The following is a 22,302-nucleotide window of genomic DNA, read 5'->3' as shown; positions in this document are numbered from 1 at the left end:
AGGGTAAAGATTTCGTAAAGATTCGGGGGCGTTGAAGCCTTGCCCTAAAAAAGTATAGCAAAAAGCCCTTGACAAAACAACAATAAAAAAGAAGGCGCAGGCTTTTTAGGCCTGTGTCTTCTTTTTTATGTTTCTTATTCCTTTTCCGTGTTGATAATAGACTTTTTCTTCCATTTGCCCATCTTATAGGCAATAGCTGTCAGCACCGCGCCGATAACCCAGGACAGCAGCAGGGAGAAGAACAGGGGCGTGGGCGCGCCGGAACCCATAGCGCCGCCCTCGGGCCGGGTGAGGAACTCCAGGCCGTAGGCGATGGGCACCCGGACGATAACGGTGGTGATGATGGAAATCCACATGGGGGTCATGGTGTCGCCTGCCCCGCGCATAACGCCGGAGAGAATCTGGGTGACAGCCATGGCCACATAGCCCACAGCCAGAGTGCGCAGCATCTGCTGGCCCAGATCAATGACCTCAGGCGTGGACGTGAACATCTCCATCAGGTACTTGCCAAAAAGCAGGATAAGCCCCACCAGGATGACAGACACCGCAAGGCCCACCTTCAGGCCGCCCTTGGTGCCCTCCTCCACCCGGTCTACCCGGTTTGCGCCGATGTTCTGCCCTGTGTATGTAGTCATGGCGGTGCCAAAGGTGAAGTTTGGCATCATGGCAAAGCCGTCCACGCGCATCACCACCGTATTGGCGGCGATAACGGCGGTGCCGAAGGAGTTGGTCAGGGACTGGATAATAATCATGGCAAAGGAGAAAATGGCCTGGGTCAGGCCGCTGGGCAGGCCAAGCTGCACCAGCTTTTTCACAAAAAGCCCCTTGGGACGCAGGGTGTGGAGGTTTACGGTAAGCACGTCCTTCATGCGCATCAGCCGCCACAGGCACAGTGCCCCGGAAACCGCCTGGGCGATAATGGTGGCCCAGGCAACGCCGGCAACCCCCATCTGGAAGCCTGCCACAAACCAGATGTCCAGTATGATGTTGAGCACGCAGGCCACAATGAGGAAAATAAGGGGCATGATGGAATCCCCCAGGCCCCGGAGAATGCCGGAAATAATGTTATAGTAGGCGCAGCCGATGATGCCCGCGAACAAAATCACCAGATAGGTGCAGGACATCTCATAGATATCCGCCGGGGTGTCCAGCAGGGCCATTACAGGCCGGGTGATCAGCGGCCCCAGCACCATGATAAAAATGGAGGAAACCAGGGTGGCTGTGATGGTGGTGCCTACGGTTTCGGAAAGGTTGTCCCGCTCCCCGGCGCCGTAATACTGGGACACCATAATGCTGGCGCCTACGGAAATGCCCATAAAAAGCACCAGCAGCAGGTTTAAAATAGGGCCGCTGGCCCCCACTGCCGCCAAAGCCCCGTCGCCTACATAATTTCCCACCACAATGGAGTCCACTGTGCTGTAAAGCTGCTGGGCCAGGTTGCCGATAAGCAGCGGCACTGAAAATTTCACAAGATTGCCCACCGGGCTGCCCTGGGTCATATCCTGCGCGCCGAACATAGATGACAATTTTCCTGCCATGCACATCATCCTTTCCAAAACGTTTTTGGGTTTTCCCACTCTCAAAAAATTCGTATCCTAACAATTATAGTGAATTGCGGGAAAAAAGTCAACGTGTGAAAAGTGATAAATTTCCCCCTGGGGCGCGTTGTGAAATGCCCACAAAAAGCTGCCCAAACCAGGGCCTGCCCATCTTGCGCGGCGGCCCGGAATGTGGTATACTATTGCAAGGCAACTGAGAACAAACGGTAAAAGGCCCCCGCCCGCCAGGCAGGGGGTTGGTTTTTTTGTTGCCGGCAAAAAAGGTGTAAAGCGGCAGGCAAACAGTGGAGAAAGGGGCAGTAATGAGGATGAAAACGGGGTTTGACAACGACAGATACCTGCAAACGCAGTCCCAGCATATCCGGGATCGCATCGAACGCTTTGGAGGGAAGCTGTACCTGGAGTTTGGGGGAAAGCTTTTTGACGACTACCACGCCTCCCGGGTGCTGCCGGGCTTTAAGCCGGACAGCAAAATCAACATGCTCCTGGAGCTGAAGGATCAGGCGGAGATTGTCATTGTGATAAACGCCTCTGACATTGAGAAAAACAAGGTGCGGGGGGATTTGGGCATCACCTACGATTTGGACGTGCTCCGGCTTATCGACGCCTTCCGGGAAATCGGCCTGTATGTGGGCAGCGTGGTGCTGGCCCAGTATGCCGCCCAGCCCGGCGCCCAGGCCTTCCAAAGCCGGCTGGAGGGGCTGGGGGTGAAGGTATACCGGCACTACACCATCCCCGGCTATCCCTCCAATATCCCGCTGATTGTAAGCGGGGAGGGCTTTGGGAAAAACGAATATGTGGAGACAAGCCGCTCCCTGGTGGTGGTAACCGCCCCCGGCCCGGGCAGCGGGAAAATGGCCACCTGCTTAAGCCAGCTATACCATGAGCACCGCCGGGGCATTAAGGCTGGGTATGCGAAGTTTGAAACCTTCCCCATCTGGAACCTGCCCCTGACCCATCCTGTGAACCTGGCCTATGAGGCCGCCACCGCCGATCTCAACGACGTGAACATGATAGACCCCTTCCACCTGGAGGCTTACGGCGAAACCGCCGTCAACTACAACCGGGATATTGAGGTGTTCCCGGTGCTGAACGCCATCTTCGAGAAGATTGCCGGGGAGTCCCCCTATAAGTCCCCTACGGACATGGGGGTGAATATGGCGGGAAACTGCATTATAGACGATGGGGCCTGCTGCGAGGCCTCCCTGCAGGAAATCATCCGCCGCTATTACAGCGCCCGGTGCGATAAGCGCCAGGGCACCGGGGACGGGGAAGTGGTGTATAAAATCGAGCTGCTGATGAACCGGGCCGGTATTAAGCCGGAGGACAGGCCTGTGGTTACCGCCTGCATGGCCCGGGCCGGGGAAACCGGTATGCCTGCCGCCGCCATCAGCCTGCCGGACGGCCGGGTGGTTACAGGCAAAACCACGCCCCTGCTGGGGGCTGCCGCCGCCGCCCTCTTAAATGCCCTGAAGGAGCTGGGAGGCATTCAGAAGAACATCCACCTGATTTCCCCCATTATCATTGAGCCTATCCAGAAGCTGAAAACCCAGCACCTGGACAGCCGCAACCCCCGGCTGCACACAGACGAGATTTTAATCGCCCTGTCCATCTGCGCCGCCACCAACCCCACAGCAGAGCTTGCCATGCGGCAGCTTAAAAAGCTTCGCGGGTGCGAGGCCCACGCTTCGGTTATCCTCTCCCATGTGGATGAAACCGTCTTTCGCAAGCTGGGGGTGAACCTGACCTGCGAGCCTACCTACCAGACCAACAGGCTGTACCATAAATAAGGAAACCCAGAAGGCCGGAAGCTTTGATTCCGGCTTTCTTTTCCGGCATTTTTGCAGGATTCTTATATTTTTTCCTCGATTCTGTCTGGAACTCCCGAAAAATCACTGCTATAGTGGGAAAACAAACCTATTTCTAAAGGAGGCTTTTTTATGGCTTCGCTTCTGCTCAGTATCATTTATGTGGCGTTTATCAGCCTGGGCCTGCCCGATTCCCTTCTGGGGGCGGCCTGGCCCTCCATGTATGGGGGCGCCTGCCTGATGCCGCCCTTCTTCGGCGTGCTGGCAGATCATTTGTCCCCGGCGCTGTTCCCCTTCTACCTGCTTGTGCTGCTGGGGGTGATGGCGGCGGCCCATGAAGCGCTGGTGGAAGCCTGCGGGGGAAGGGCAGGGCGGTAAAGCCGCCCGCGAAAAATTCACAAAGAAATCCCGGATTCCCCCCTTGCGTTTTCATCCAGTTTCCACTATAGTAAAGGCAGGAACCGAATAGGAGGAAGCCATATGAAAAACAGGGTTTTAGGCCGCACAGGCCTTTCTGTCAGTGAAATCGGGCTGGGCAGCGAGGCCTTTGTCAACCAGGACGACGCCTTTGCCCAGGAGCTGATAAACGCCGCCCTAAAGGCCGGCGTCAATTACTTTGACCTTTATAACCCCGAGCCATACATCCGCAGCTCTTTTGGCAGGGCCATGCAGGGCCGCCGGGACAAGTTCATCCTCCAGGCCCACCTGTGCTCTGCCTGGATTGACGGGCAGTATAAACGCACCCGGGACATGGGGGAGGTAAAAGCTGCCTTCGCGGATTTAATGGACCGGCTGGACACAGGCTACATTGACGTGGGCATGGTTCACTATGTGGACGAGCAGAAGGATTTTGATGAGGTGTTTTCCGGGGAAGTCATCCAGTTTGCCAAGGAGCAGAAGGCCCTGGGGAAAATCCGGCACCTGGGCATGAGCACCCACAATCCCCGGATAGCCATGCAGGCCGCCAAAACAGGCTTTATAGACGTTATCATGTTCAGCGTCAACCCGGCTTACGACATCCTGCCCCCCAGCGAGGATGTAAACGTCCTTTTTGAAAAGTCCACCTATGAGGCCCCGGACGTGCTGTCCTCCACAGATCCGGAGCGCCTGGAGCTTTACAGCCTGTGCGAAAGCCAGGGCGTGGCCCTTACCGTCATGAAGCCCTATGGCGGCGGCGCGCTGCTTAAGGCCGGGGAATCCCCCTTTGGCGCGGCCATGACGGTTATCCAGTGCCTGCACTACTGCCTGACCCGCCCCGGAGTGGCCTCTGTGCTCTGCGGCGCGCAAAGCATGGAAGAGCTTCTGCAGGCTGCGGCCTACAGCGAAGCGCCGGAGAAGGAAAAGGACTATGCCGGGCTGCTCAGCGGCTGCCCGGCCCACCCCTTTACAGACAAATGCATGTACTGCGGGCACTGCGCCCCCTGCACCGTGGGCATTGACATTGCCGCCGTAAACAAATTTGCTGATTTGTGCGCGGCCCAGGGCATGGTGCCAGAGACAGTGCGGGAGCATTATGCCGCCCTTTCTGCCAAAGCGGGGGACTGCATTGCCTGCGGCGCCTGCGAGGAAAGGTGCCCCTTTGGGGTGAAGATTACCGGGCACATGGAAAGGGCAAAAAAGCTGTTCGGCGCCTGAGGCAGGGAAAACAGGGGTGCATCTATTTTTCTTTCCCTTTTCAGATTGGTGCTGCTGAAAAGGGCTTCACCAAACCATTTGTGAAAATATCCAAAGCGGGCAGCCCTTCACTGGCGGATGAGTGCCCAATAAAGCAGAATGTTAAAGAAAGGCGGCATATTTATGAAAGCAGGCGTGAAGCATTTATACGGGGCGGGCTGGGAACAGGAAAAGGCCCGGTATGAGGAGATTCGGGCGGGGTTTGAAACCTTCTTCGGCGATTCCCAGGAGGCGCGCTTTTTCAGCGCCCCGGGCCGCACGGAAATCGGCGGCAACCACACTGACCACAACCATGGCAGGGTGCTGGCCGCTGCCATCAACCTGGATGTGGTGGGCATGGCAAAGACCAACGGCCTGGAGGTTATCCGGCTGAAATCGGTGGAATATGACCGGGTGGACGAGGTGGACATTACTAGCCTTGCCCCCAACCAGTCGGACTATGGTTCCCGCTCCCTTATCCGGGGCATCTGCGCCCGGTGCAAGGAGCTGGGCTATGAAATTGGCGGCTTCGACTGCTTTACCAAAACCCGGGTGCTGAAAGGCTCTGGCCTTTCCAGCTCCGCCGCCTTTGAGATTTTGGTGGTGACGGTGGTGAGCTGCCTGTTTAACGGAGGAGAAATCGATCCGGTGACAGCCGCCATGATAGCCCAGTATGCGGAAAATGTGTATTTTGGCAAGCCCTGCGGGCTTTTAGACCAGATGGCAAGTTCTGTGGGCGGGGTGACGGCTATGGATTTTCACAATCCCCAAAAGCCTGTTATCGAAAAGCGGGAGCTGGATTTGGCGGCTTACGGCTATGCCCTTTGCGTGGTGGACACCGGCGGCAACCATGCAGACCTCACCGATGAATATGCCGCCATCCCGGCGGAGATGAAGAAGGCCGCGGCCTTTTTCGGCAGGGAATTTTTGCGGGATGTGGACGAAAAAGAATTTTATCAGAACATAAAGGCCCTGCGCGCCGCTGCCGGGGACAGGGCTGTTTTGCGGGCCATGCATTTCTTTGATGACGACCGCCTGGCGGCAGCGGAAGCCAAGGCCCTGGAGCAGGGGGACTTTGAGGGCTTCCTCCGGATGGTGCGGGATTCCGGGCGCTCTTCCCTCATGCGCCTGCAAAACGTGTTCGCAAGCTCCGCCCCGGCGGAGCAGGGCATCACCCTGGCGCTGGCTGTGGCAGAATCCCTGCTGCAGGGCAGGGGGGCCTGCCGTGTACACGGGGGCGGCTTTGCAGGCACCATGCAGGCCTATGTGCCCTTAGATCTGCTGGACGCCTACCGGGAGGGCATGGAGAAGGTGTTCGGGGAAGGCGCCTGCCATGTGCTCTCTGTCCGGGACGTGGGCGGCGTAGAAGTTGAACTGTAAAAGCATAAAAAGAATCCCGCGCCAGCTGGCGCGGGATTCTTTTTATGGAAGCGCTGATTAAATTTGGTGCGCAAGGCTGCGTGCCAAGCCGCTGGGCGTGGTTTATAGTAAACGCACTTGAAAATCGGTACAACCCCGGTTTTCAAGCCAGACGGCTTTACCGCCTGGTCCAAAAGAGGCAGAATGCCTCTTTTGAACTGCGTTAACTATATTCAGCGGCTCTCTACCTCAAAGAGCCTGTCCTGGCGGCCTTCATCCTCAAAGGCATGGTTATACTGGAGCATGGCATACTCGTTCAGAAGGCTGTCGTAAGGGGTTCCCCCCTCGTTTTTGTAAACTTCCCCCTCCTTGTCTATCATCCCCACTGCCGTTATTACCGGCAGGGTTTGCCGAAGCTCTTCCAAAAATTTCGTATAGGCTGTGCCCTCTAAGCCCGCCGCCCGCAACAAGAGGCCGGAAAGGTAATTCAGGCTGATGCTCTCTATTTCTTCCCCTTCCAGGGGGTAATTTGCCCAGATGAAGAAAGGCACTTGGTATTTGCGCATCATGGTTTCAATGTTGACGGCGTCATCGTCTGTCCCCAGCAGCTCCTGCACAAAGCCCGGCTCCAGGTTGGGCCAGTGATCCCCAAAGAACACCACCACAACCGGATCTGGCTGCCTGGCAAAATAGTCCAGCAGAAATTCCAGGGCTGTGTCTGATTTTTTCGTCAGGCTCAGGTACTGCTCTGCCTGGGGGAACTTCCCGGGATAGTCTGTAAGCTGTACAGTGGTTTCATACTCCTCGTCCTCATAGCCGCCGTGGTTCTGGATGGTCACATTAAAGAGGAACAAAGGGCTGTCTCCTCGGTTTTCATATTCATATATCACCTGATCATAACAGGAACGGTCGCTGGTCAGGCCATGCTCATAGCGCCGGGGCACGTCAAAAACAGAGGCGTCTATAAACTCGTCAAAGCCTAGATAGGGATAGGCCTCGTCCCGCTGCCAGGCAGAACGCCTGCCCGGGTGTACCGCCAGGCAGCGGTAGCCATAGCTTTTCAGGATGCTGGGCAGGCCCGCCTGCTCGTGGTCGATATACTGCTGATAGGGCTTGCTGCTGACAGGCAGGAAAGCTGTGGTGTTGCCGGTGAGGAACTCATACTCGCTGTTGCAGGTGTTGCCCCCGTATACAGAGGAATAGGCTGTGCCCCACACAATCTGGCCCGAGGCTTCCAGGGAGTGGATAAAGGGCAGGTTGTCCGGGGTGAAGGACATGCCGCCTACCCGGGAGAAATCTGTCATGGACTCGTTCATAATGGCAATGATGGTAGGCAGTTTTTCCGGGCTGCCCAGCATTTGGGGGCTTTCCTTTTCCGAAAGCTCTTCTCCCAGGGCTTTCACGGCCTGGGTGGAATAGCCTTCCGGCTTTTCCACCATCACAAACTGGACGTTTGCAAAAAAGCCTGCCACAATGCCTGTCAGCTCTGAACTCACCTTCTGGTTCCAGGCCCACACGGAAATGCCCATGCTGGAAAGGATGTTGGCGGGGAACAGCAGGAAAAACAGGCCGATGGATATGCACACCGCCGTAAGGCGCTCTCCCATGCGGAACCGCCGGGTGGCTGTGCCCCGTCCCTGCGGCCCGGTTTTGGAGCTGAACACTGTGAAGCATAAAAAGGCCATAGCCGCCAGGGCCATCTGCTGGGTGGGGGTGTATTCATAGCCCCCGGAAACCGCCATAGCGGTGCCCACAGACTGGAGATCCCAGGGCAGAATGGGCTGGCCCCGGAACTGCACCACAAAATAATTGGCAATGCCAAAAGTGAGGAAGGCCGCGCCCCCGGCGAAAATGGTGATCCACACCCGGCGGCACAGGGCATATATGGCGGCAAAGACCATCAGGTAGCATAAATAGTTTGCAAAGGCCTTGCGCAGGGGGAAGGTGAGGATACGGGTGCCGTTTATCAAATCCACTGCGTAGAAGGTGCCCAGGGGCGCCAGCGCCAGCAGTATCCAGCCAAAAGCCCTTCGGGCCAGGTGGGGGATGCGGAACTCCAGGAGGCAGAGGGCCGCTCCCAGCAGGGTGAGCAGAAGGTATACAGCGGCATACCAGCCATACATATGTACCTGCTCTGCCGGCTGCTCCCCCTCTGCCTGGAATTTTTCCAGCAGGAAAAAGGCCCCCGCTGCCGTCAGCAGCAGGCCGGCCATCAGCAGGTGCCACCGGCTGACGGCCAGCTCGACGCCCCACCGGCTTTTTTCGATAAACTCTCCCTGCCGCCCTTCCCGGGGCAGGGCTGTGCTCTTGTCATTCCTCAGTTTCAGTGCCATATCTTCCTTGTCCTTTTCGCGCGGCTGCGGGGCCTTCAGTCCTGCCGCTCCTTCTTAAAATAATCTATAATGGCGTCCGCAATGCGGCGGCTTGCCTGCCCGTCCCCGTAGGGGTTGCTGGCATGGGCCATGCGGGCATACTCTTTTTCGTCTGTAAGCAGTTCCCGGATAAGGGCATAAATGGTTTCTTCCCCTGTGCCAGCCAGCTTCAAGGTGCCAGCCGCAATGCCCTCCGGGCGCTCGGTGGTGTCCCGCAGGACGATAACCGGCTTGCCCAGAGAGGGGGCTTCCTCCTGGATGCCGCCGCTGTCCGTCAGGATTAAGGCAGAGCGCGCCAGCAGGTTGTGAAATTCCACCACTTCCAGGGGCGCAATGAGCCGCACCCGGTTACAGCCCCCCAGCTCCTCCTCCGCCGCTTTCTGCACCAGGGGGTTCAAATGCACAGGATATACCATCTTCACATCCGGGAACTCCTCAATAATCCGCCGGATAGCCCGGAACATGCGGTGCATAGGTTCCCCCAGGTTTTCCCTGCGGTGGGCTGTGAGCACAATAAGCCGGGAGCCTGCGGCCCATTCCAGCAGCTCGTCGGTGTAGTCCTGCCGCACCGTGGTGGAGAGCGCGTCTATAGCGGTGTTGCCTGTCACCACAATGGTTTCCGGCCTCTTTCCTTCCCGCAGAAGGTTCTGGCGGCTTAATTCTGTAGGGGCAAAATGCAGGTCTGCCATGCACCCCACAAACTGCCGGTTCATCTCCTCCGGGAAGGGGGAATACTTGTCCCCTGTGCGCAGGCCCGCTTCCACATGGCCCAATGCAATCTGGGCGTAATAGGCTGCCAAGGCCCCGGCAAAGGTGGTGGTGGTATCCCCATGCACCAAGACTATGTGGGGGTTTGCCTCCTGGAGCACGCTTTCCAGCCCTTTTAACACCCGGGCGGTGATGTCGGAGAGCGTCTGGCCCTGGCGCATAATGTCCAGGTCAAAATCAGGGCGGATGGCAAAGGCCCGCAGCACCTGATCCAGCATCTGCCTGTGCTGTGCGGTAACGCACACCATGCTTTCAAACTCTTCCCGCCTTTGCAGCTCTTTCACCAGGGGCGCCATTTTTATGGTTTCCGGCCGGGTGCCAAACACAGACAGTACACGGATTTTTTTCATAGCATTCAATCCTTCCTACAGTATACGCAAGCTTTCTCAATTTAATGTCTACAATTTTTTTACAAATCCCTTACAGGTGTGACACCTGGCCCAAGACGCGGGCAGCGTAAGCAGAAATCTTTCGCTGCGGAATGCGATTCCGCGCTTACGCTTATTATCGCGTGTCCGGGGCGCTCCCGCCAACGTGACGTTGGATCCAAGACGCGGGGAGCGTATGCGGGAATTTTTCGCCGCAAAATTTGCGGCTGCACACTCCCTCGCGTGCCCGGGGCGCTCCCGCAAGCGTAACGCTGCGTCTGAGATGCGGGCAACGTGACGCTGCATCCAAGACGCGCCAACGTGACGTTGGATCCGAGACGCGGGCAGCGTATGCGGGAATTTTTCGCCGCAAAATTTGCGGCTGCACACTCCCTCGCGTGCCCGAGACGCTCTCGGAACACATCTTCTCCGGGTATGGCGGGCCTAAATGACAACTTGGTTACAAAGATGACAAACCGTTTACAAAACCACAGGTTTAGTGTGAATAATTTTGTAATTTAATAATTTGTTCACATTTATACAGTGAATTATAATCACCAAAGTGCAAGCTGTCCGGGGAAATCCTGCAAAACTGCCCGCCGCCCCAAGTGTAAAAAGGCCCGCCAAAAAGGGGGCCTTCTTGCATTACTTCCTGGCGGCTTTGCGCACTTCACCCAGGAATTTCACGTTGGAGCGCCAGAAGCGCTTTAAGCGGGAAGGCTCCCGTAAAATGCGGTACAGCCATTCCGTATTGGTCTTGACAAAAAGGGCGGGTGCCCGGCGCTTCATGCCGCTGAGCACGTCGAAAGATCCCCCTACCCCCATAAGCACGCCCTTTGTAAAATCCTGCAGATGGCGGTGGATGAGAAACTCCTGGGCCGGCACGCCCAGGCCCACCAGCACCAGGTCTGGGGAGAGGATGGCAATTTCCTTCATGATGGAGTCCTTGTCCCCGTCATAGCCGTTATGGTAATGGAGGGTCATGGCGGGATAATGGGCTTTCAGGTTTTTGACCAGGGTGGACACCACTTCCTCCTTGGCGCCCAAAAGGTACACGCTTTTGCCGGAACGGCCCGCGCTGTGCAGCAGCTTGTCTGCCAAGTCCACCCCGGTTATCCGCTCGGTAACGGGCAGGCCCAGCATCCCCATAGCCTTCACCACGCTGATGCCGTCGGGCACAATCTCCGCGTCCGCAGATAGCAGCAGCTCCCGGGCCTTTTCGTCCCGGCCCGCTGCCATCAAGATTTCCGGGTTTGCCGTTACAACGAACATGCGCCTGCCGCTTTCCATGGCGGACTCCGCCTTTTTGCAGAACTCCTCTGCGGAGCCGGGGAATACCCGGCGGAAATATTCTTCCATGGGCCAAACCTCCCTTACACTGTAACGCTATTCCTTCTCTTCGTCAAAGTCGTACAGGTTTTCCTTGCCAAAGGCTTCCGTGCTTTCAGAGGCCTTGAGGAACACCGTGATGGTCTGGAAAATCAGCTTCAAATCCTGCCAGATACTGTAGTTTTCAATATACATCAAGTCCATAACAAGCTTGTCCTTGGGGGAGGTGTTATACTTGCCGGAAATCTGGGCAAGGCCTGTAAGCCCTGCCTTCATCCGCAGGCGGTAGGAAAATTCCGGCAGGTCGCTGGTGTATTTCTCCACGTTCTCCAGCATTTCCGGCCGGGGGCCTACCACAGTCATGTCCCCCTTTAAGATGTTCAGCATCTGGGGCAGCTCGTCTATGCGGAATTTCCGCAGGATGTTGCCTACCTTTGTAATGCGGTCGTCGTTTTCCGTCACAGATTTGTGGATGGAGTTTTCCTCTTTCATGGTGCGGAACTTGTACACCTGGAACACCCGCCCGTATTTTGTCAGGCGCTTCTGCTTGTAAAACACCTTGCCCCCGTCCTCAGCCTTGATGGCAACGGCGCAGACCAGCATAATGGGGCTGGTAAGCACCAGGGCGAACAGGGAGATGGAAATGTCCATCAGGCGCTTTATAATGCGCTGCTCCATGGTTAAGTCCTTTGCCATGTGCATCACCAGGGACTTGTCGTCCAGGGTGACGTATTTGGCCCCCTGGCTTACCACGTCGATCATCTCGAAGTTGTAATAGATGTTCTTCTGGGTCTGATAGCAGAAATCGATAAGGCTGGTGCGCTCCCGGGTGGGCACATCGTAGAGGAACACCGTGTCGTTGCGGGCTATCACGTCCAGCACCTTAGGGGAGTCGTACCGCACTGTTTCCGTAATGTTATACTGCTTCTTAAAGCGCTTTATCTTGGGGATAATGCTGCCCAGGCTCTCCCGGGAGGAGGATATTACGCAGCAGCGCTCGGGCGGCTCCAGGGAAAAATAAATGAAATTGCCAAAATAAGAGAAGAAAACAATGACAATTACCTGCAGCACCATCACCAAAAGCAACAGATGGGGCGTCTCATAGACGAAATGATCGTTGTTAAACTGGCTGGTGTTCATAATGGACAACTGCAGGTGGGTGACCAGGTCTGTGATAATGGTGGCCAGGGCCATGGAGTGGACAATGGGCTTTGATTTCTGGGTGCCTACGGCATAGCCGCCGTACACGGACATCAGCGCAATGCCCAGCACAATAAACGTGACCATGGTGACGCCTGTGGTGCGGGAGAGGTTCCAGAGCCAGGGGTTATGGATGCCGAAAATCCCGAAGAAAATGCCGAACAGGGCGGCAAACAGGGCCAGCTTTAATATAAACACAATGGAACGCTTTAATTTTTTGATTGTATGCATGGCAAAAACTCCATCCGGCAGCGGGGAAAAATTGGCGGAAACCGCCGCGCTTTGCCCCCATTATAGCAGAACAGGGCGAAAAAAGCAAAACCTACCTTCCTATTCTTCCCGAAAGCTCTACCGCTTGTGCAGTTTCCATTTTTTTACACTATATGCGGATTCCTGCCAGAGCCGCTACCGGTTTAAATCCTTCTTTATCTGGGTGGTGGAGATTTCCGGGGTGCGGGACAGGTAAACCACCTGGCACTGCTCTTTCAGAAAGTCAAACTTCCCTTCCCAGTCGTCCCCCATAACAAAGGTGTCAATGTGGTATTCCTTTACGTCTGTCTTTTTCTGCTCCCAGTTTTCCTCCGGGATAACCAGATCCACATAGCGGATGGCCTCCAGGAGCTGCTTGCGTTTTTCATAGGAGAAATAGCATTTCTTCTGCTTTTCGTTCCAGTTAAACTCATCTGTGGACAGGGCCACTATTAGATAGTCCCCCAGCTCCTTGGCCCTGCGCAGCAGGTTGATGTGCCCGTAATGTAAAAGATCGAAGGTGCCATAAGTGATAATGCGTTTCATAAAAAAGTCGCCATGCGATACCAAAAATCCCGCAAAAGGTGGAAGCCCTGCCCCTTTGCCCGGTACCGTTCCTTTCTGTTTATTTTTTATAGTTAACACAGTTCAAAAGAGGTATACCTCTTTTGAACCAAGCGGCATAGCCGTCCAGCTTGAAAATCGGTATCTACCGATTTTCAAGTGTGTTTACTATACCCAGCCTTGCCCGCCTTGCTTCCAGGAAGTCTGCCGTATGGCCTGCTGCCCGGCCTGTTTCCGTTATGCCAAACTCCGCCTGGAAACGCTCCAGGGCCTGGGCCTGGAAGGCTTCGTCAAAGCCCAGCACAGCCTGCTCCAGGGCGTCATTGTCCTCTGCCCGGGGATAAGGAAGCCTGTCCAGGTCAAAATAGAAGTTCCGGTCGTCCTTATAGGCGGCAATGTCGTTTACATAGAGGAAACAGGGCTTTTGGGTGTTCATATAATCGAACATCACAGAGGAGTAATCTGTGAACAGGGCCTCGCAGGCCACGTACAGTTCCTGGATGTCCGGGTAATCCGAGGCGTTTCGCACCACCTGGGGATCCAGGCGCAGCTCCCCGGCCCGGGCCGCTATATTGGGGTGAAGCTTTGCCAAGAGCAGCCATTCCCCCCCAAACCGCTGCCCCAGGGCCTTTGCGCACCGGGCATAGTCCATGTCGTAGGCGGAAAGGCCGTTATCCTTGCGGAAGGTGGGGGCATACAGGGCCAGCCGCTTCCCAGAAGGGATTCCCAAGGCCTCCCGCACCTTTTCCGCCACTTCCGGATGCTTTCCAAACAGCAGGTCGTTGCGGGGGAAGCCGTATTCTAAAATTTCCCCTGCAAACCAGAAGGCCCGGCGGTATATTTCTGTGAGGAAGCGGCTGTTTGACAGGAACACGTCCGCCATGGCGGAATCCTTTTTCGCCGCCCTGATATAATCTGCCGGCAGGGCGTCTATAGCGTCCTTTTCAATGCGCTTTAAGGGGAAGCCATGCCAGGTTTGGACATAGCAGGTGGCCCCCCGCTTCTGGGTGTAAGCCCACTTGCGGCAGCAGTCCACCCACACCCCGGCTGTACACAGGTGGTAGATGGCCTCCGGGCTTTCACAGGCCACAGGGATGATGCCCGCAGGCAGGGCGTCCTTTTGGGACATGTCGTTTACCACCCAGTACACCTTCCAGCCCCGGCGCAGCAGCTCCAGGGCAATGGCCCCGGGGCTGTCGGAAAGGCCGCGCCCGTAAAAGCTTTGGCACACGGCCTTGTTCTGATCCTTTGGCAGCAGGGAGTATAGCTGCCAGAGGCTGTTGCGTTTTACTTTTTCTAAAAGGCCCACGCCCATCTCTCCTTTTCCGCCTTATTTTTCCGGCTGCCTGGGGCTGGCCCGGAATTTCTTCCTGTTTCGCAGGATAACCGCCACCCGGAAGGCCAGGATGGAAAACTCTGTCACGCTGGAAAGCATGCACAAAGCCAGCAGGCCTATGCTGTGGGTAAGCCACGCGGCGGCAATGCCCAGCAGGAAAACCGCTGTGCCGAACACCACGGAGATGTTGGCATACTTTGTAAGCCCCATAGCCCCTAAGGTGGGATATCCCAGCACGTAATTGGGGAAACAGAACACCGCCACCGGCATCAGCATCCGCAGGGGCGGGGCCACGCCCCTGCCCTCCGGGCCAAGCCACAGCACCAGCAGAGGCTCCGCAAAAATGAACACTACGGCGCACCCGGCTAAAATGACCGGGTATACAAAGAGCAGGGCTTTTTTCACAATGCTAAAATTCCGGTTCTTCATCATGTGGGGGTAAAGGCTGTCCGCAATGGGGGACATGCCGGAGCGGGCCACAGTGATAACTTTGTCCGCGTTGGTGTAAAGGCCCGTTACCGCGTCCCCGGCAACAGCCTTTAAAAGCACGCCGTTTAAGCTGGAGTTGACAGAGCCTGCCACCTTGGAGAGGAAAAACTGGGAGGACTCTTTCACCTCCGCCCAGATTTCCCCGGGCCTTACCTTTGTAAAGCCCACCTTCACCCGGGTGAACAGGTGCCAGTATACAAAGGCCAGGGCGCCTCCGTTTCCAAGGGCTGTAAACAGGGGCACTTTATAGTAATCCGCCGGCTCCCGGATGAACAGGAAAATCATGATGGTGGCAAATATCTTGATGGAAACCGCCCGCACCGTAACGGCGGACATCTGCTCCAGGCCCCGGTACATAAAGTCTGGCAGGAAGGATCCCATGCATACGGAGAGCAGGTAGAACACATATACCATCAATTCCCCTTCCCCGGTGAGGCTGGGGGCGATAAAGGCCAGCAGCACCCCAAAGGACAAAACCATGAACAGGGACTTTGCCGCCACCACGCAGGTGAGCACCCGGGAAAGATAGGCCCTGTCCTCCCTGTGCTGGGAAATTTTCGCTGTGGCGGAGAGGATGAAGCCGAAGTCGATAAACATCTGGAAAAAATTCGTGGCATAGGCCGCCGCGCCCAAGGCCCCCACCTTCTCCATGCCCAGCACCCGGGTCTGGAACCCCTGGGTGAAAAAGCCCAGGGCCATGGTGGAGAACTGGAGGATATACAGCATAATGGTGTTTTCCAGCAGGCCGTGGCGGGCGCGGCCCCGCCATTTTTCTCGCAGGCTCATATGGCGCTCCCCCCTATCCCTTGATTTGAAACAGCAGGCGGACAAGCCCGTACAGCCGTTTTTCCACCAGGGCCAGCAGCAGGCGCTGCTTTTTTGTCAGCCGCCGGAGATAAGCGCTTTGGCGAAAGCCTGGGAAAGCCTTTTCCGTATAAGCCCGGAACCGCCCTAAAAGGGGGCTTTTTGTATCAAGCCTTGCCACCCGCACAGAGGCGGTCAGGTATACATGGAACAGGGTGAGGTAGCACAGCTCCTCCTGATACCGGGGGAAAAGCCCTTGCGCCCGGAAATATCCCAGCAAGTCCTCAAAGGCCTCCACAATTTCCACGTTCCGATCCAGGTTGATGCTGGACATGATGGAGCCGGCCCGCTGCAGGTAGTTATACCCCACATAGTCGATAAATACCACCCGGCGGCAGGCGGCCATCAGCTTGGGGGTGGTGCGCACGTCCTCATACCACACCCGGGGGGGATACAGCACGCCGGTTTTCTGGAACAGCTCTGCCCTGTACAGCTTGTTCCAGGCGCAGGGGGCGGCAAAGAGCATGTCCCGCTGATCTTCCGGCACAAGGGGCGTATCAAAGGGCAGGCTTTCCCGGAAGGTACCCAGCACCTGGCCCCCTTCGTTCACAGTCTGGAAGGCAAACACCGCCATGTCCGCGTCATGCTTTTGGGCGGCGTTATAGGCGCGCTCCAGGGCTTCCGGCTCCAGCCAGTCGTCGCTGTCAGGAAAAAGGAGCCACTGGCCCTTTGCCTCCCGGATGCCGGTGTTCCTGGCCCCGCCCAGGCCCTGGTTTTCCTGGCGGACAACCCGTATCCGACCGTCCTCCCGGGCAAGGCGCTGGCAGATTTCCCCGCTCTTGTCCGGGGATCCGTCGTCCACCGCCACTATTTCAAAGTCCTGGAAGGTCTGGCCCAGCACAGAGCGCAGGCACTTCTCCACATAAGCTTCTACATTATATACTGGTACGATTACACTGATTGCAGGCATACTGCCTCCTTCAGGGGAAAGGCCCCGTCAAAAATTATCATGGGAATGGATAGGAGTATTATACACGTTTCCTTTCCATTTTGCAAATCCTGCCAGCCTGCGCCGATTTCATTTGACATTTCCCCTGGAGATCGCTACAATGGAGGAAGAAAAATATGCTCTGGAAAGGGGTGCGGGCAAAATGAAATGGATGATAGCTTCAGACATACACGGGGCGGCAGGGTTCTGCGGGCAGATGCTGGAGGCCTTCCGGGAAGAAAAGGCAGACAGGCTGCTGCTTTTGGGGGATCTGCTCTACCATGGCCCCCGGAACAGCCTGCCGGAGGGATATGACCCCAAAAAAGTGATCGCCCTGCTTAACGGGGCAAAGGAAAAGATTTTCTGCGTGCGGGGCAACTGCGAGGCAGAGGTGGATCAGATGGTGCTGGAGTTCCCGGTGCTGGCGGACTTCTGCCTGCTGGAAGCGGCGGGGCATCTGGTGTTCGCCGCCCACGGCCATCACCACAACCTGGAAAACCCGCCCTCCCTGGGGAGCGGGGATGTGCTGCTTCACGGGCACACCCACGTGCCTGCCAAGACAGGGCGGGACGGCTGGTGGTATGTAAACCCGGGATCGGTTTCCCTGCCCAAGGAGGGCAGCGCCCGGGGATATATGACACTGGAAAAGGGCGTTTTCACCTGGAAAACGTTAGAAGGCCAGGCCTATGACAGCCTGGCGCTTTCCTAATCTACAATTGTATAGGCGAAATTTTCCCAGTGCAGCCGGGTGCCGATGTCTGTGCCCTCTGGCAGCAGGGCCACGGCAATGGGCATAGGCTCCCCGGGGGCGGGCAGATCCGTGCGCTGCAAGGTGGCATAATCCCCCGCAATGGTTTCCACAATGTATTCATAAGGCCCCATAATAAAATCCCTCCGCTTTGTTTTCTTTCAAGTATACCCCATGGAGGGGCCGGGCGCAAGCGCGGAAAGGAGCGTTTTTATGCAAATTATTACTTTCAAGCCCTTCCCGGAAACGGACGGGGAGGTGACAGCCTATCTGCACACGCCCATTATGGAGATGGGAAAGCGCCGGGAAATTTTCCCCGCTGTGGTGGTGTGCCCTGGGGGCGGATACCGTTTCTGCTCCCAGCGGGAGGACGAGCCGGTGGCCATGGCTTTTTTCGCCCGGGGCTATCAGGTTTTTGTGCTTCATTATTCCACAGGTCCGGAAAAGGCCCGGGATTTCCTGCCTTTAGCGGAAGCCTCCAAGACCGTTTCCCTGCTGCGGGCTAACAGCGCCCAGTGGCGGGTGGATCCCGGACACATTGCGGTGTGCGGCTTTTCCGCCGGCGGGCATCTGGCAGGCTCTTTGGGCACCATGTGGAAGGATCCGGAGCTTTTGCGGCGCTATGATTTCCAGGACGGCAGCAACCGCCCGGACGCCATGATTCTGTGCTATCCGGTGGTGCTGGCAGGCCGCTTTGCCCATGTGGAATCTACGGAGAACGTCAGCGGGCATAAGCAGGGGGAGCCGGGGTATGACTATTTCTCCTTAGACAGGCATGTTGGCCCCCACACCTGCCCTGCCTTTTTGTGGCACACAGCGGAGGACGACGTGGTGCCGGTGGAAAACACCATTGCCATGATGGCGGCTTTAAGCCGGGAAAAAATCCCTTTTGAGGCCCACGTGTTCCCCAGCGGCCCCCATGGCATGTCTGTGTGTACCCAGGAGGTGGGCAGCCTGGACGGGCATAACGCCCGGTGGGTGGATTTATGCCTTGCCTGGCTGGACAGGGAGTTTGGCTATTGCCTGTAGCGGGTGCAAAAAAATAAAATAAGAATGATTCCTACTTTACAAATGGAAAATTCTGTGTTATACTGTCTGTAGAATATAAGAAGATCAGGCGTGTTTACTGGCAAGAAGGCAGGTGTTTATGGAACGCAAAGAGCATTTCAGCCGCAAGCGGGCGGCTATTTTGGAAGCGCTGCAGGGCACGAAGTGCCACCCTACGGCAGACTGGGTGTACCAGCGGCTGAAGCCCCAATATCCCGATTTGAGCCTGGGTACAGTGTACCGCAACCTGAACCGCTTTTGCGAGACAGGACAGGCTATCAGCCTGGGGGTTATTGACGGTTACGAGCGTTTTGATGGGGACACCAGCCCCCATGCCCACCTGGTATGCCGCCAGTGCGGAAGCGTGGTGGATATTTTCGAGGTGCCCTTTGAAAAAGAGCTGTTTGAGGTGGTTTCCCAGCGGGCCGGCTGCCAGGTGGAAAGCGCCAGCATCACCTTGCGGGGATTATGCCCTGGGTGTGTAAAAAAGGGGAAAACAGCCTAAACTATATTGTATCAGGCAAAAGGCGGCAACGCTTTTTATAAAAATTTATCATTGTGAAAAACAGGAGGAAACTGACATGAAGAAGTTTGTTTGCCAGATCTGCGGCTATGTACACGAGGGGGATTCCGCCCCGGAGAAGTGCCCTGTCTGCGGCGCCGCCGCTGAGAAGTTCACCGAGCAGGCTGGCGAGATGACCTGGGCCGCCGAGCATGTGGTGGGCGTAGCCAAGGGCGTGGATGAAGAAATTCTGCAGGGCCTGCGGGAAAACTTCCAGGGCGAGTGCACAGAGGTTGGCATGTATCTGGCCATGGCCCGTGTAGCCCATCGCGAAGGCTATCCCGAAATCGGCCTGTATTGGGAAAAGGCCGCCTATGAAGAGGCAGAGCACGCCGCCAAGTTTGCCGAGCTGCTGGGCGAGGTGGTCACCGACTCCACCAAGAAGAACCTCCAGATGCGCGTAGACGCTGAGAACGGCGCTACCGCCGGCAAGATGTCCATTGCCAAGAAAGCCAAGGAACTGGGCCTGGACGCTATCCATGACACCGTCCATGAGATGGCCCGGGACGAGGCCCGTCACGGCAAGGCATTCAAGGGCCTGCTGGAGCGGTACTTCAAGTAAGATAAACACTGCAATTGCGGCGCTTTTGAGGGGGACAGGGAAACCTGTTCCCCTCTTTTTGTCTAACGAAAACCACTTGCTGGGCGAGTGGTTCAAAAGAAGGATTTTGCCAGTGATGTAGAAAGAAAACTCCTTTTGGTATAGAATAAGAACCTGTATTCACAACCAGTAACCACCGTTTGAGCGGCCTTTTGGGAGCCGCTCTATGTTAAATTATCTTGCAGAGACGCAAACATTTGCCTTTAATAGGCCTCTTGCGAAATTAGGCAAAGCGGTCAAAATTGCAGATACCAGCAATCAAAGAAAAGCGAAGCGCGAAACGATGCCTGCGGTTGCGATAGCGTTCAGAGAGAATGCGAAATCTTTTGACAAAGCGGATAGCGTGTTCAACCTGGATACGTTCCCTTGAAATCTTGCGGTTATCTTTGCGTTCTTGTTTGGACAACGGATGATTCTTGGAACGCTTTTTCGGCAGAAGAGAATTGGCGTGTATCTGAGCAATCCCCTGGTATCCTGTATCCGCCTCCAACACCGTTTCTGCCTTGACATGGACATGAGAATCCTTGAATAGTTGAAAATCATGCCTCTTTCCGTTAGAAAATGCCAGTGCAATGATTTCTCCGGTTTGAAGGCTGACAAGCATCTGTGATTTCAGTGTGTGCCGCTTTTTCTTTCCGGAATAGTATCGCTTTTGCTTTTTAGCGTGTCTTCCACCCACTTGATTCCTCGGTAGATATTACTTTCCGCTATCCCATAACTGGCCGCTATATGGGCATAGGTACGGTATTCCCGCAGATATTCCAGGGTGGCCAGCAGCAGATCCTCTATGCTCAGCATTGGCGTCCTCCCACGGCGCCGATGCTTTTCCGCATATCCTTTTTGCAGAATTTCTACCATCTTGTCAAATGTTGCCCGCTTTACCCCGGTAATTCTCCGAAATTTTGTGTTTGAATATTCCGCTATCTTTTCGTATTTCATGCCTCTATTTTATCGCACTATTTTCATTTTCGCAAGAGGTCTATTTTTCCGCCACCTCTTTATTGAAAATCTTTTTCCAGAAAGCGCCTAAAGTGATCAAAGAAATCACGCCGGACAGTCCATCGCCAACAGGCCCGGCCCACAGGATGCCTTCCACGCTCCACAGGTATCCAAAGAGCAGCATGGCGGGAATCAGGAAAATGATCTGCCGGGACAGGGAGAGCAGCGCGGCGGGGACAGGCTTTCCGATGGCCTGGAAGAAGATGCCGGTCACAGCCCCCGCGCCGATCATAAAGCAGGCCAGCAGATACACCCGGAAGCACTTCACCGCAAACTCCATGTACAGGTCGGGCTCCTGCCCAAACAGGTTGATGATGTACTCCGGGCAGAATTGGAAGATGAAGAAGGCCGCCACCAAAATCAAGGTGCATCTCGTCAGGGCCAGCTTGTAGGTTTTCTTCACCCGGTCATACTGGCCGCTGCCGTAGTTAAAACCGGAAAATAGGCTGGATGCCGGTGGCGATGCCCAGGGCGATGCCAGTGATCAACTGGCTCACTTTCATCGTGATGCCAAGCGCCGCCAGAGGAATGTCGGCTCCGTACTTGGACATGGCCCCGTACTTTACCAGGGAATTGTTCATGACCGCAATGACAAATACCGAGGCGGCCTGAGAAATAAAGCTGGATGTGCCAAGGGTTAAAATCCGTTTGATGACGCTCCACGTCGGAATCATGTGCCGCTTTTTTATCTCAATGGTCTTAAAGCGCAGCATACACGCAACAAAGTAGACGGCGTTCAGAATCTGGCCGATGATGGTGGCCCAGGCCGCGCCCTTGACCCCCCAATGGCACACAAAGATGAAGATGGGGTCCAGAATGATGTTGGTGATACAGCCGATCAGCAGGCCAACCATGCTCACCTTCGGACGGCCATCCGCCCGGATGATGCTGCCGAACGCGCCGTCGATCATGGCGAAGGGGAAGCCCAACACAATGATGCTTCCGTATTCCAGGGCGTAGGGCAGATTTCCCTCCGTGGCCCCGAACAGATGGCAGAGCGGCTCCAGAAACAGCTCAAAGAGAACCAGCAGAAACACACTGATGCCAACCGTCAAAGCAACTGCATTCCCCACGCCTTGAGCTGCGTCCTCGTTACAGCCCTTTCCCAAATTCAGACTCATGTAAGACGCCGTTCCGTCACCGATCATCATGCCCAGGGCCAGCAGGATGGAGGTGAGCGGCAGAATGATATTGGTAGCGGCATTGCCCAGGTAACCAACTCCCTGCCCAATAAACACCTGATCTACCATGTTGTAGAGAGAGTTGACCACAATGGAGATAATGCTGGGAATGGCGTAGCGGATCATCAATTTCCCAACCCGCTCGGTTCCCAGCGGGTTGGCGGCAACTTGTTCGTTCATTTCAAATTCCTCCTAACGAATGAGAATTGTTCAGGCAATGGCGCTGCCTGTGTAAAGGTCACCTCGCTTGCTGCCAGCTTCCCGCTTTCATAGAGGCCCAGGCAGATGTTGATTTGCCGAAGCGTCAACAGCAGGTTC

Annotated in this window: 20 protein-coding genes and 2 pseudogenes; 9 read left to right on the top strand and 13 right to left on the bottom strand. The window is 55.9% G+C overall.

The features are described from left to right. Positions 1-134 precede the first annotated feature (134 nt). Entirely contained in the window at positions 135-1,538 is a 1,404-nt protein-coding gene (locus VSQ30_RS15820) for an MATE family efflux transporter (RefSeq protein WP_160641776.1), read from the bottom strand. Positions 1,539-1,867: 329 nt separating this feature from the next. Between VSQ30_RS15820 and VSQ30_RS15815 the strand changes: the two genes are divergently transcribed. The 5 genes and pseudogenes from VSQ30_RS15815 to VSQ30_RS15795 all read left to right on the top strand — a co-directional run bounded on the left by VSQ30_RS15815 (position 1,868) and on the right by VSQ30_RS15795 (position 6,606). Next, the gene (locus VSQ30_RS15815; RefSeq protein ID WP_160641793.1) at positions 1,868-3,349 is read left to right on the top strand and encodes a DUF1846 domain-containing protein; all 1,482 of its coding nucleotides are present in this window, start codon (positions 1,868-1,870) and stop codon (positions 3,347-3,349) included. 150 nt (positions 3,350-3,499) lie between these two features. Continuing rightward, a pseudogene (locus VSQ30_RS20815) lies at positions 3,500-3,628 on the top strand (MFS transporter); the annotation flags it as partial. Positions 3,629-3,847: 219 nt separating this feature from the next. After that, positions 3,848-5,002 (top strand): aldo/keto reductase, encoded by a 1,155-nt coding sequence (locus VSQ30_RS15805; protein ID WP_334465309.1) that lies wholly within the window; start codon positions 3,848-3,850, stop codon positions 5,000-5,002. Positions 5,003-5,164: 162 nt separating this feature from the next. After that, positions 5,165-6,400: a galactokinase gene (locus VSQ30_RS15800; protein ID WP_334465307.1), complete on the top strand. Its 1,236-nt coding sequence runs from the start codon at positions 5,165-5,167 to the stop codon at positions 6,398-6,400. Between the two features lie 44 nt (positions 6,401-6,444). After that, complete coding sequence (locus VSQ30_RS15795) at positions 6,445-6,606, top strand: hypothetical protein (protein ID WP_334465305.1); 162 nt, start codon at positions 6,445-6,447, stop codon at positions 6,604-6,606. Positions 6,607-6,612: 6 nt separating this feature from the next. Here the strand turns inward: VSQ30_RS15795 and VSQ30_RS15790 are convergent, their stop codons facing one another. The 8 genes from VSQ30_RS15790 to VSQ30_RS15755 all read right to left on the bottom strand — a co-directional run bounded on the left by VSQ30_RS15790 (position 6,613) and on the right by VSQ30_RS15755 (position 16,828). Then, on the bottom strand, positions 6,613-8,712 hold the full coding sequence (locus VSQ30_RS15790) for an LTA synthase family protein (RefSeq protein ID WP_334465302.1): 2,100 nt from the start codon (positions 8,710-8,712) through the stop codon (positions 6,613-6,615). A gap of 35 nt (positions 8,713-8,747) precedes the next feature. Next, positions 8,748-9,869: a non-hydrolyzing UDP-N-acetylglucosamine 2-epimerase gene (wecB, locus tag VSQ30_RS15785; RefSeq protein WP_334465299.1), complete on the bottom strand. Its 1,122-nt coding sequence runs from the start codon at positions 9,867-9,869 to the stop codon at positions 8,748-8,750. Positions 9,870-10,532: 663 nt separating this feature from the next. Then, positions 10,533-11,246 carry a WecB/TagA/CpsF family glycosyltransferase gene (locus VSQ30_RS15780; RefSeq protein WP_334465296.1) on the bottom strand — a complete coding sequence of 238 codons (714 nt, stop codon included), beginning with the start codon at positions 11,244-11,246 and terminating at the stop codon, positions 10,533-10,535. 27 nt (positions 11,247-11,273) lie between these two features. Then, positions 11,274-12,647 (bottom strand): sugar transferase, encoded by a 1,374-nt coding sequence (locus VSQ30_RS15775; RefSeq protein WP_334465294.1) that lies wholly within the window; start codon positions 12,645-12,647, stop codon positions 11,274-11,276. A gap of 174 nt (positions 12,648-12,821) precedes the next feature. Continuing rightward, a complete protein-coding gene (gene tagD / locus VSQ30_RS15770) occupies positions 12,822-13,211 on the bottom strand; it encodes a glycerol-3-phosphate cytidylyltransferase (protein ID WP_160641783.1) in 390 nt (129 codons plus the stop codon). A 163-nt stretch (positions 13,212-13,374) separates the two neighbouring features. After that, the gene (locus tag VSQ30_RS15765; protein WP_334465291.1) at positions 13,375-14,538 is read right to left on the bottom strand and encodes a CDP-glycerol glycerophosphotransferase family protein; all 1,164 of its coding nucleotides are present in this window, start codon (positions 14,536-14,538) and stop codon (positions 13,375-13,377) included. A 21-nt stretch (positions 14,539-14,559) separates the two neighbouring features. Next, the gene (locus VSQ30_RS15760) at positions 14,560-15,840 is read right to left on the bottom strand and encodes an oligosaccharide flippase family protein (protein ID WP_160641785.1); all 1,281 of its coding nucleotides are present in this window, start codon (positions 15,838-15,840) and stop codon (positions 14,560-14,562) included. Between the two features lie 13 nt (positions 15,841-15,853). Further along, positions 15,854-16,828, bottom strand: a complete 975-nt coding sequence (locus VSQ30_RS15755) for a glycosyltransferase family 2 protein (RefSeq protein ID WP_334465288.1) — start codon at positions 16,826-16,828, stop codon at positions 15,854-15,856. Positions 16,829-17,009: 181 nt separating this feature from the next. On the opposite strand from VSQ30_RS15755, the gene yfcE reads away from it, so the two are divergent. After that, positions 17,010-17,555: a phosphodiesterase gene (gene yfcE, locus VSQ30_RS15750; RefSeq protein WP_334466061.1), complete on the top strand. Its 546-nt coding sequence runs from the start codon at positions 17,010-17,012 to the stop codon at positions 17,553-17,555. Here yfcE and VSQ30_RS15745 read toward each other — a convergent pair. Then, positions 17,552-17,728, bottom strand: a complete 177-nt coding sequence (locus tag VSQ30_RS15745; RefSeq protein WP_334465285.1) for a hypothetical protein — start codon at positions 17,726-17,728, stop codon at positions 17,552-17,554. The two genes, yfcE and VSQ30_RS15745, sit on opposite strands and share 4 nt — an antisense overlap. A 79-nt stretch (positions 17,729-17,807) precedes the next feature. Here VSQ30_RS15745 and VSQ30_RS15740 point away from each other — a divergent pair, with 79 nt between their 5' ends. The 3 genes from VSQ30_RS15740 to VSQ30_RS15730 all read left to right on the top strand — a co-directional run bounded on the left by VSQ30_RS15740 (position 17,808) and on the right by VSQ30_RS15730 (position 19,765). Continuing rightward, positions 17,808-18,623 carry an alpha/beta hydrolase gene (locus tag VSQ30_RS15740; RefSeq protein WP_334465282.1) on the top strand — a complete coding sequence of 272 codons (816 nt, stop codon included), beginning with the start codon at positions 17,808-17,810 and terminating at the stop codon, positions 18,621-18,623. Positions 18,624-18,741: 118 nt separating this feature from the next. Then, complete coding sequence (locus VSQ30_RS15735) at positions 18,742-19,146, top strand: Fur family transcriptional regulator (RefSeq protein WP_160641789.1); 405 nt, start codon at positions 18,742-18,744, stop codon at positions 19,144-19,146. Positions 19,147-19,222: 76 nt separating this feature from the next. After that, the gene (locus tag VSQ30_RS15730; protein ID WP_334465280.1) at positions 19,223-19,765 is read left to right on the top strand and encodes an NADH peroxidase; all 543 of its coding nucleotides are present in this window, start codon (positions 19,223-19,225) and stop codon (positions 19,763-19,765) included. A 262-nt stretch (positions 19,766-20,027) separates the two neighbouring features. Here VSQ30_RS15730 and VSQ30_RS15725 read toward each other — a convergent pair. From VSQ30_RS15725 to VSQ30_RS15715, 3 genes and pseudogenes are all read right to left on the bottom strand, one after another. Then, positions 20,028-20,743, bottom strand: a pseudogene (locus VSQ30_RS15725) (transposase family protein). 40 nt (positions 20,744-20,783) lie between these two features. Continuing rightward, positions 20,784-21,206: an MATE family efflux transporter gene (locus VSQ30_RS15720; protein WP_334465278.1), complete on the bottom strand. Its 423-nt coding sequence runs from the start codon at positions 21,204-21,206 to the stop codon at positions 20,784-20,786. 25 nt (positions 21,207-21,231) lie between these two features. After that, positions 21,232-22,164: an MATE family efflux transporter gene (locus tag VSQ30_RS15715; RefSeq protein WP_334465275.1), complete on the bottom strand. Its 933-nt coding sequence runs from the start codon at positions 22,162-22,164 to the stop codon at positions 21,232-21,234. Positions 22,165-22,302 lie beyond the last annotated feature (138 nt).

The sequence above is a fragment of the Acutalibacter sp. JLR.KK004 genome, from assembly GCF_036941085.1.
Lineage (GTDB): Bacteria > Bacillota > Clostridia > Oscillospirales > Acutalibacteraceae > Acutalibacter.
Note: the sequence above shows the minus strand (reverse complement) of the source record. Positions and strands in the feature narration are given on the sequence as shown.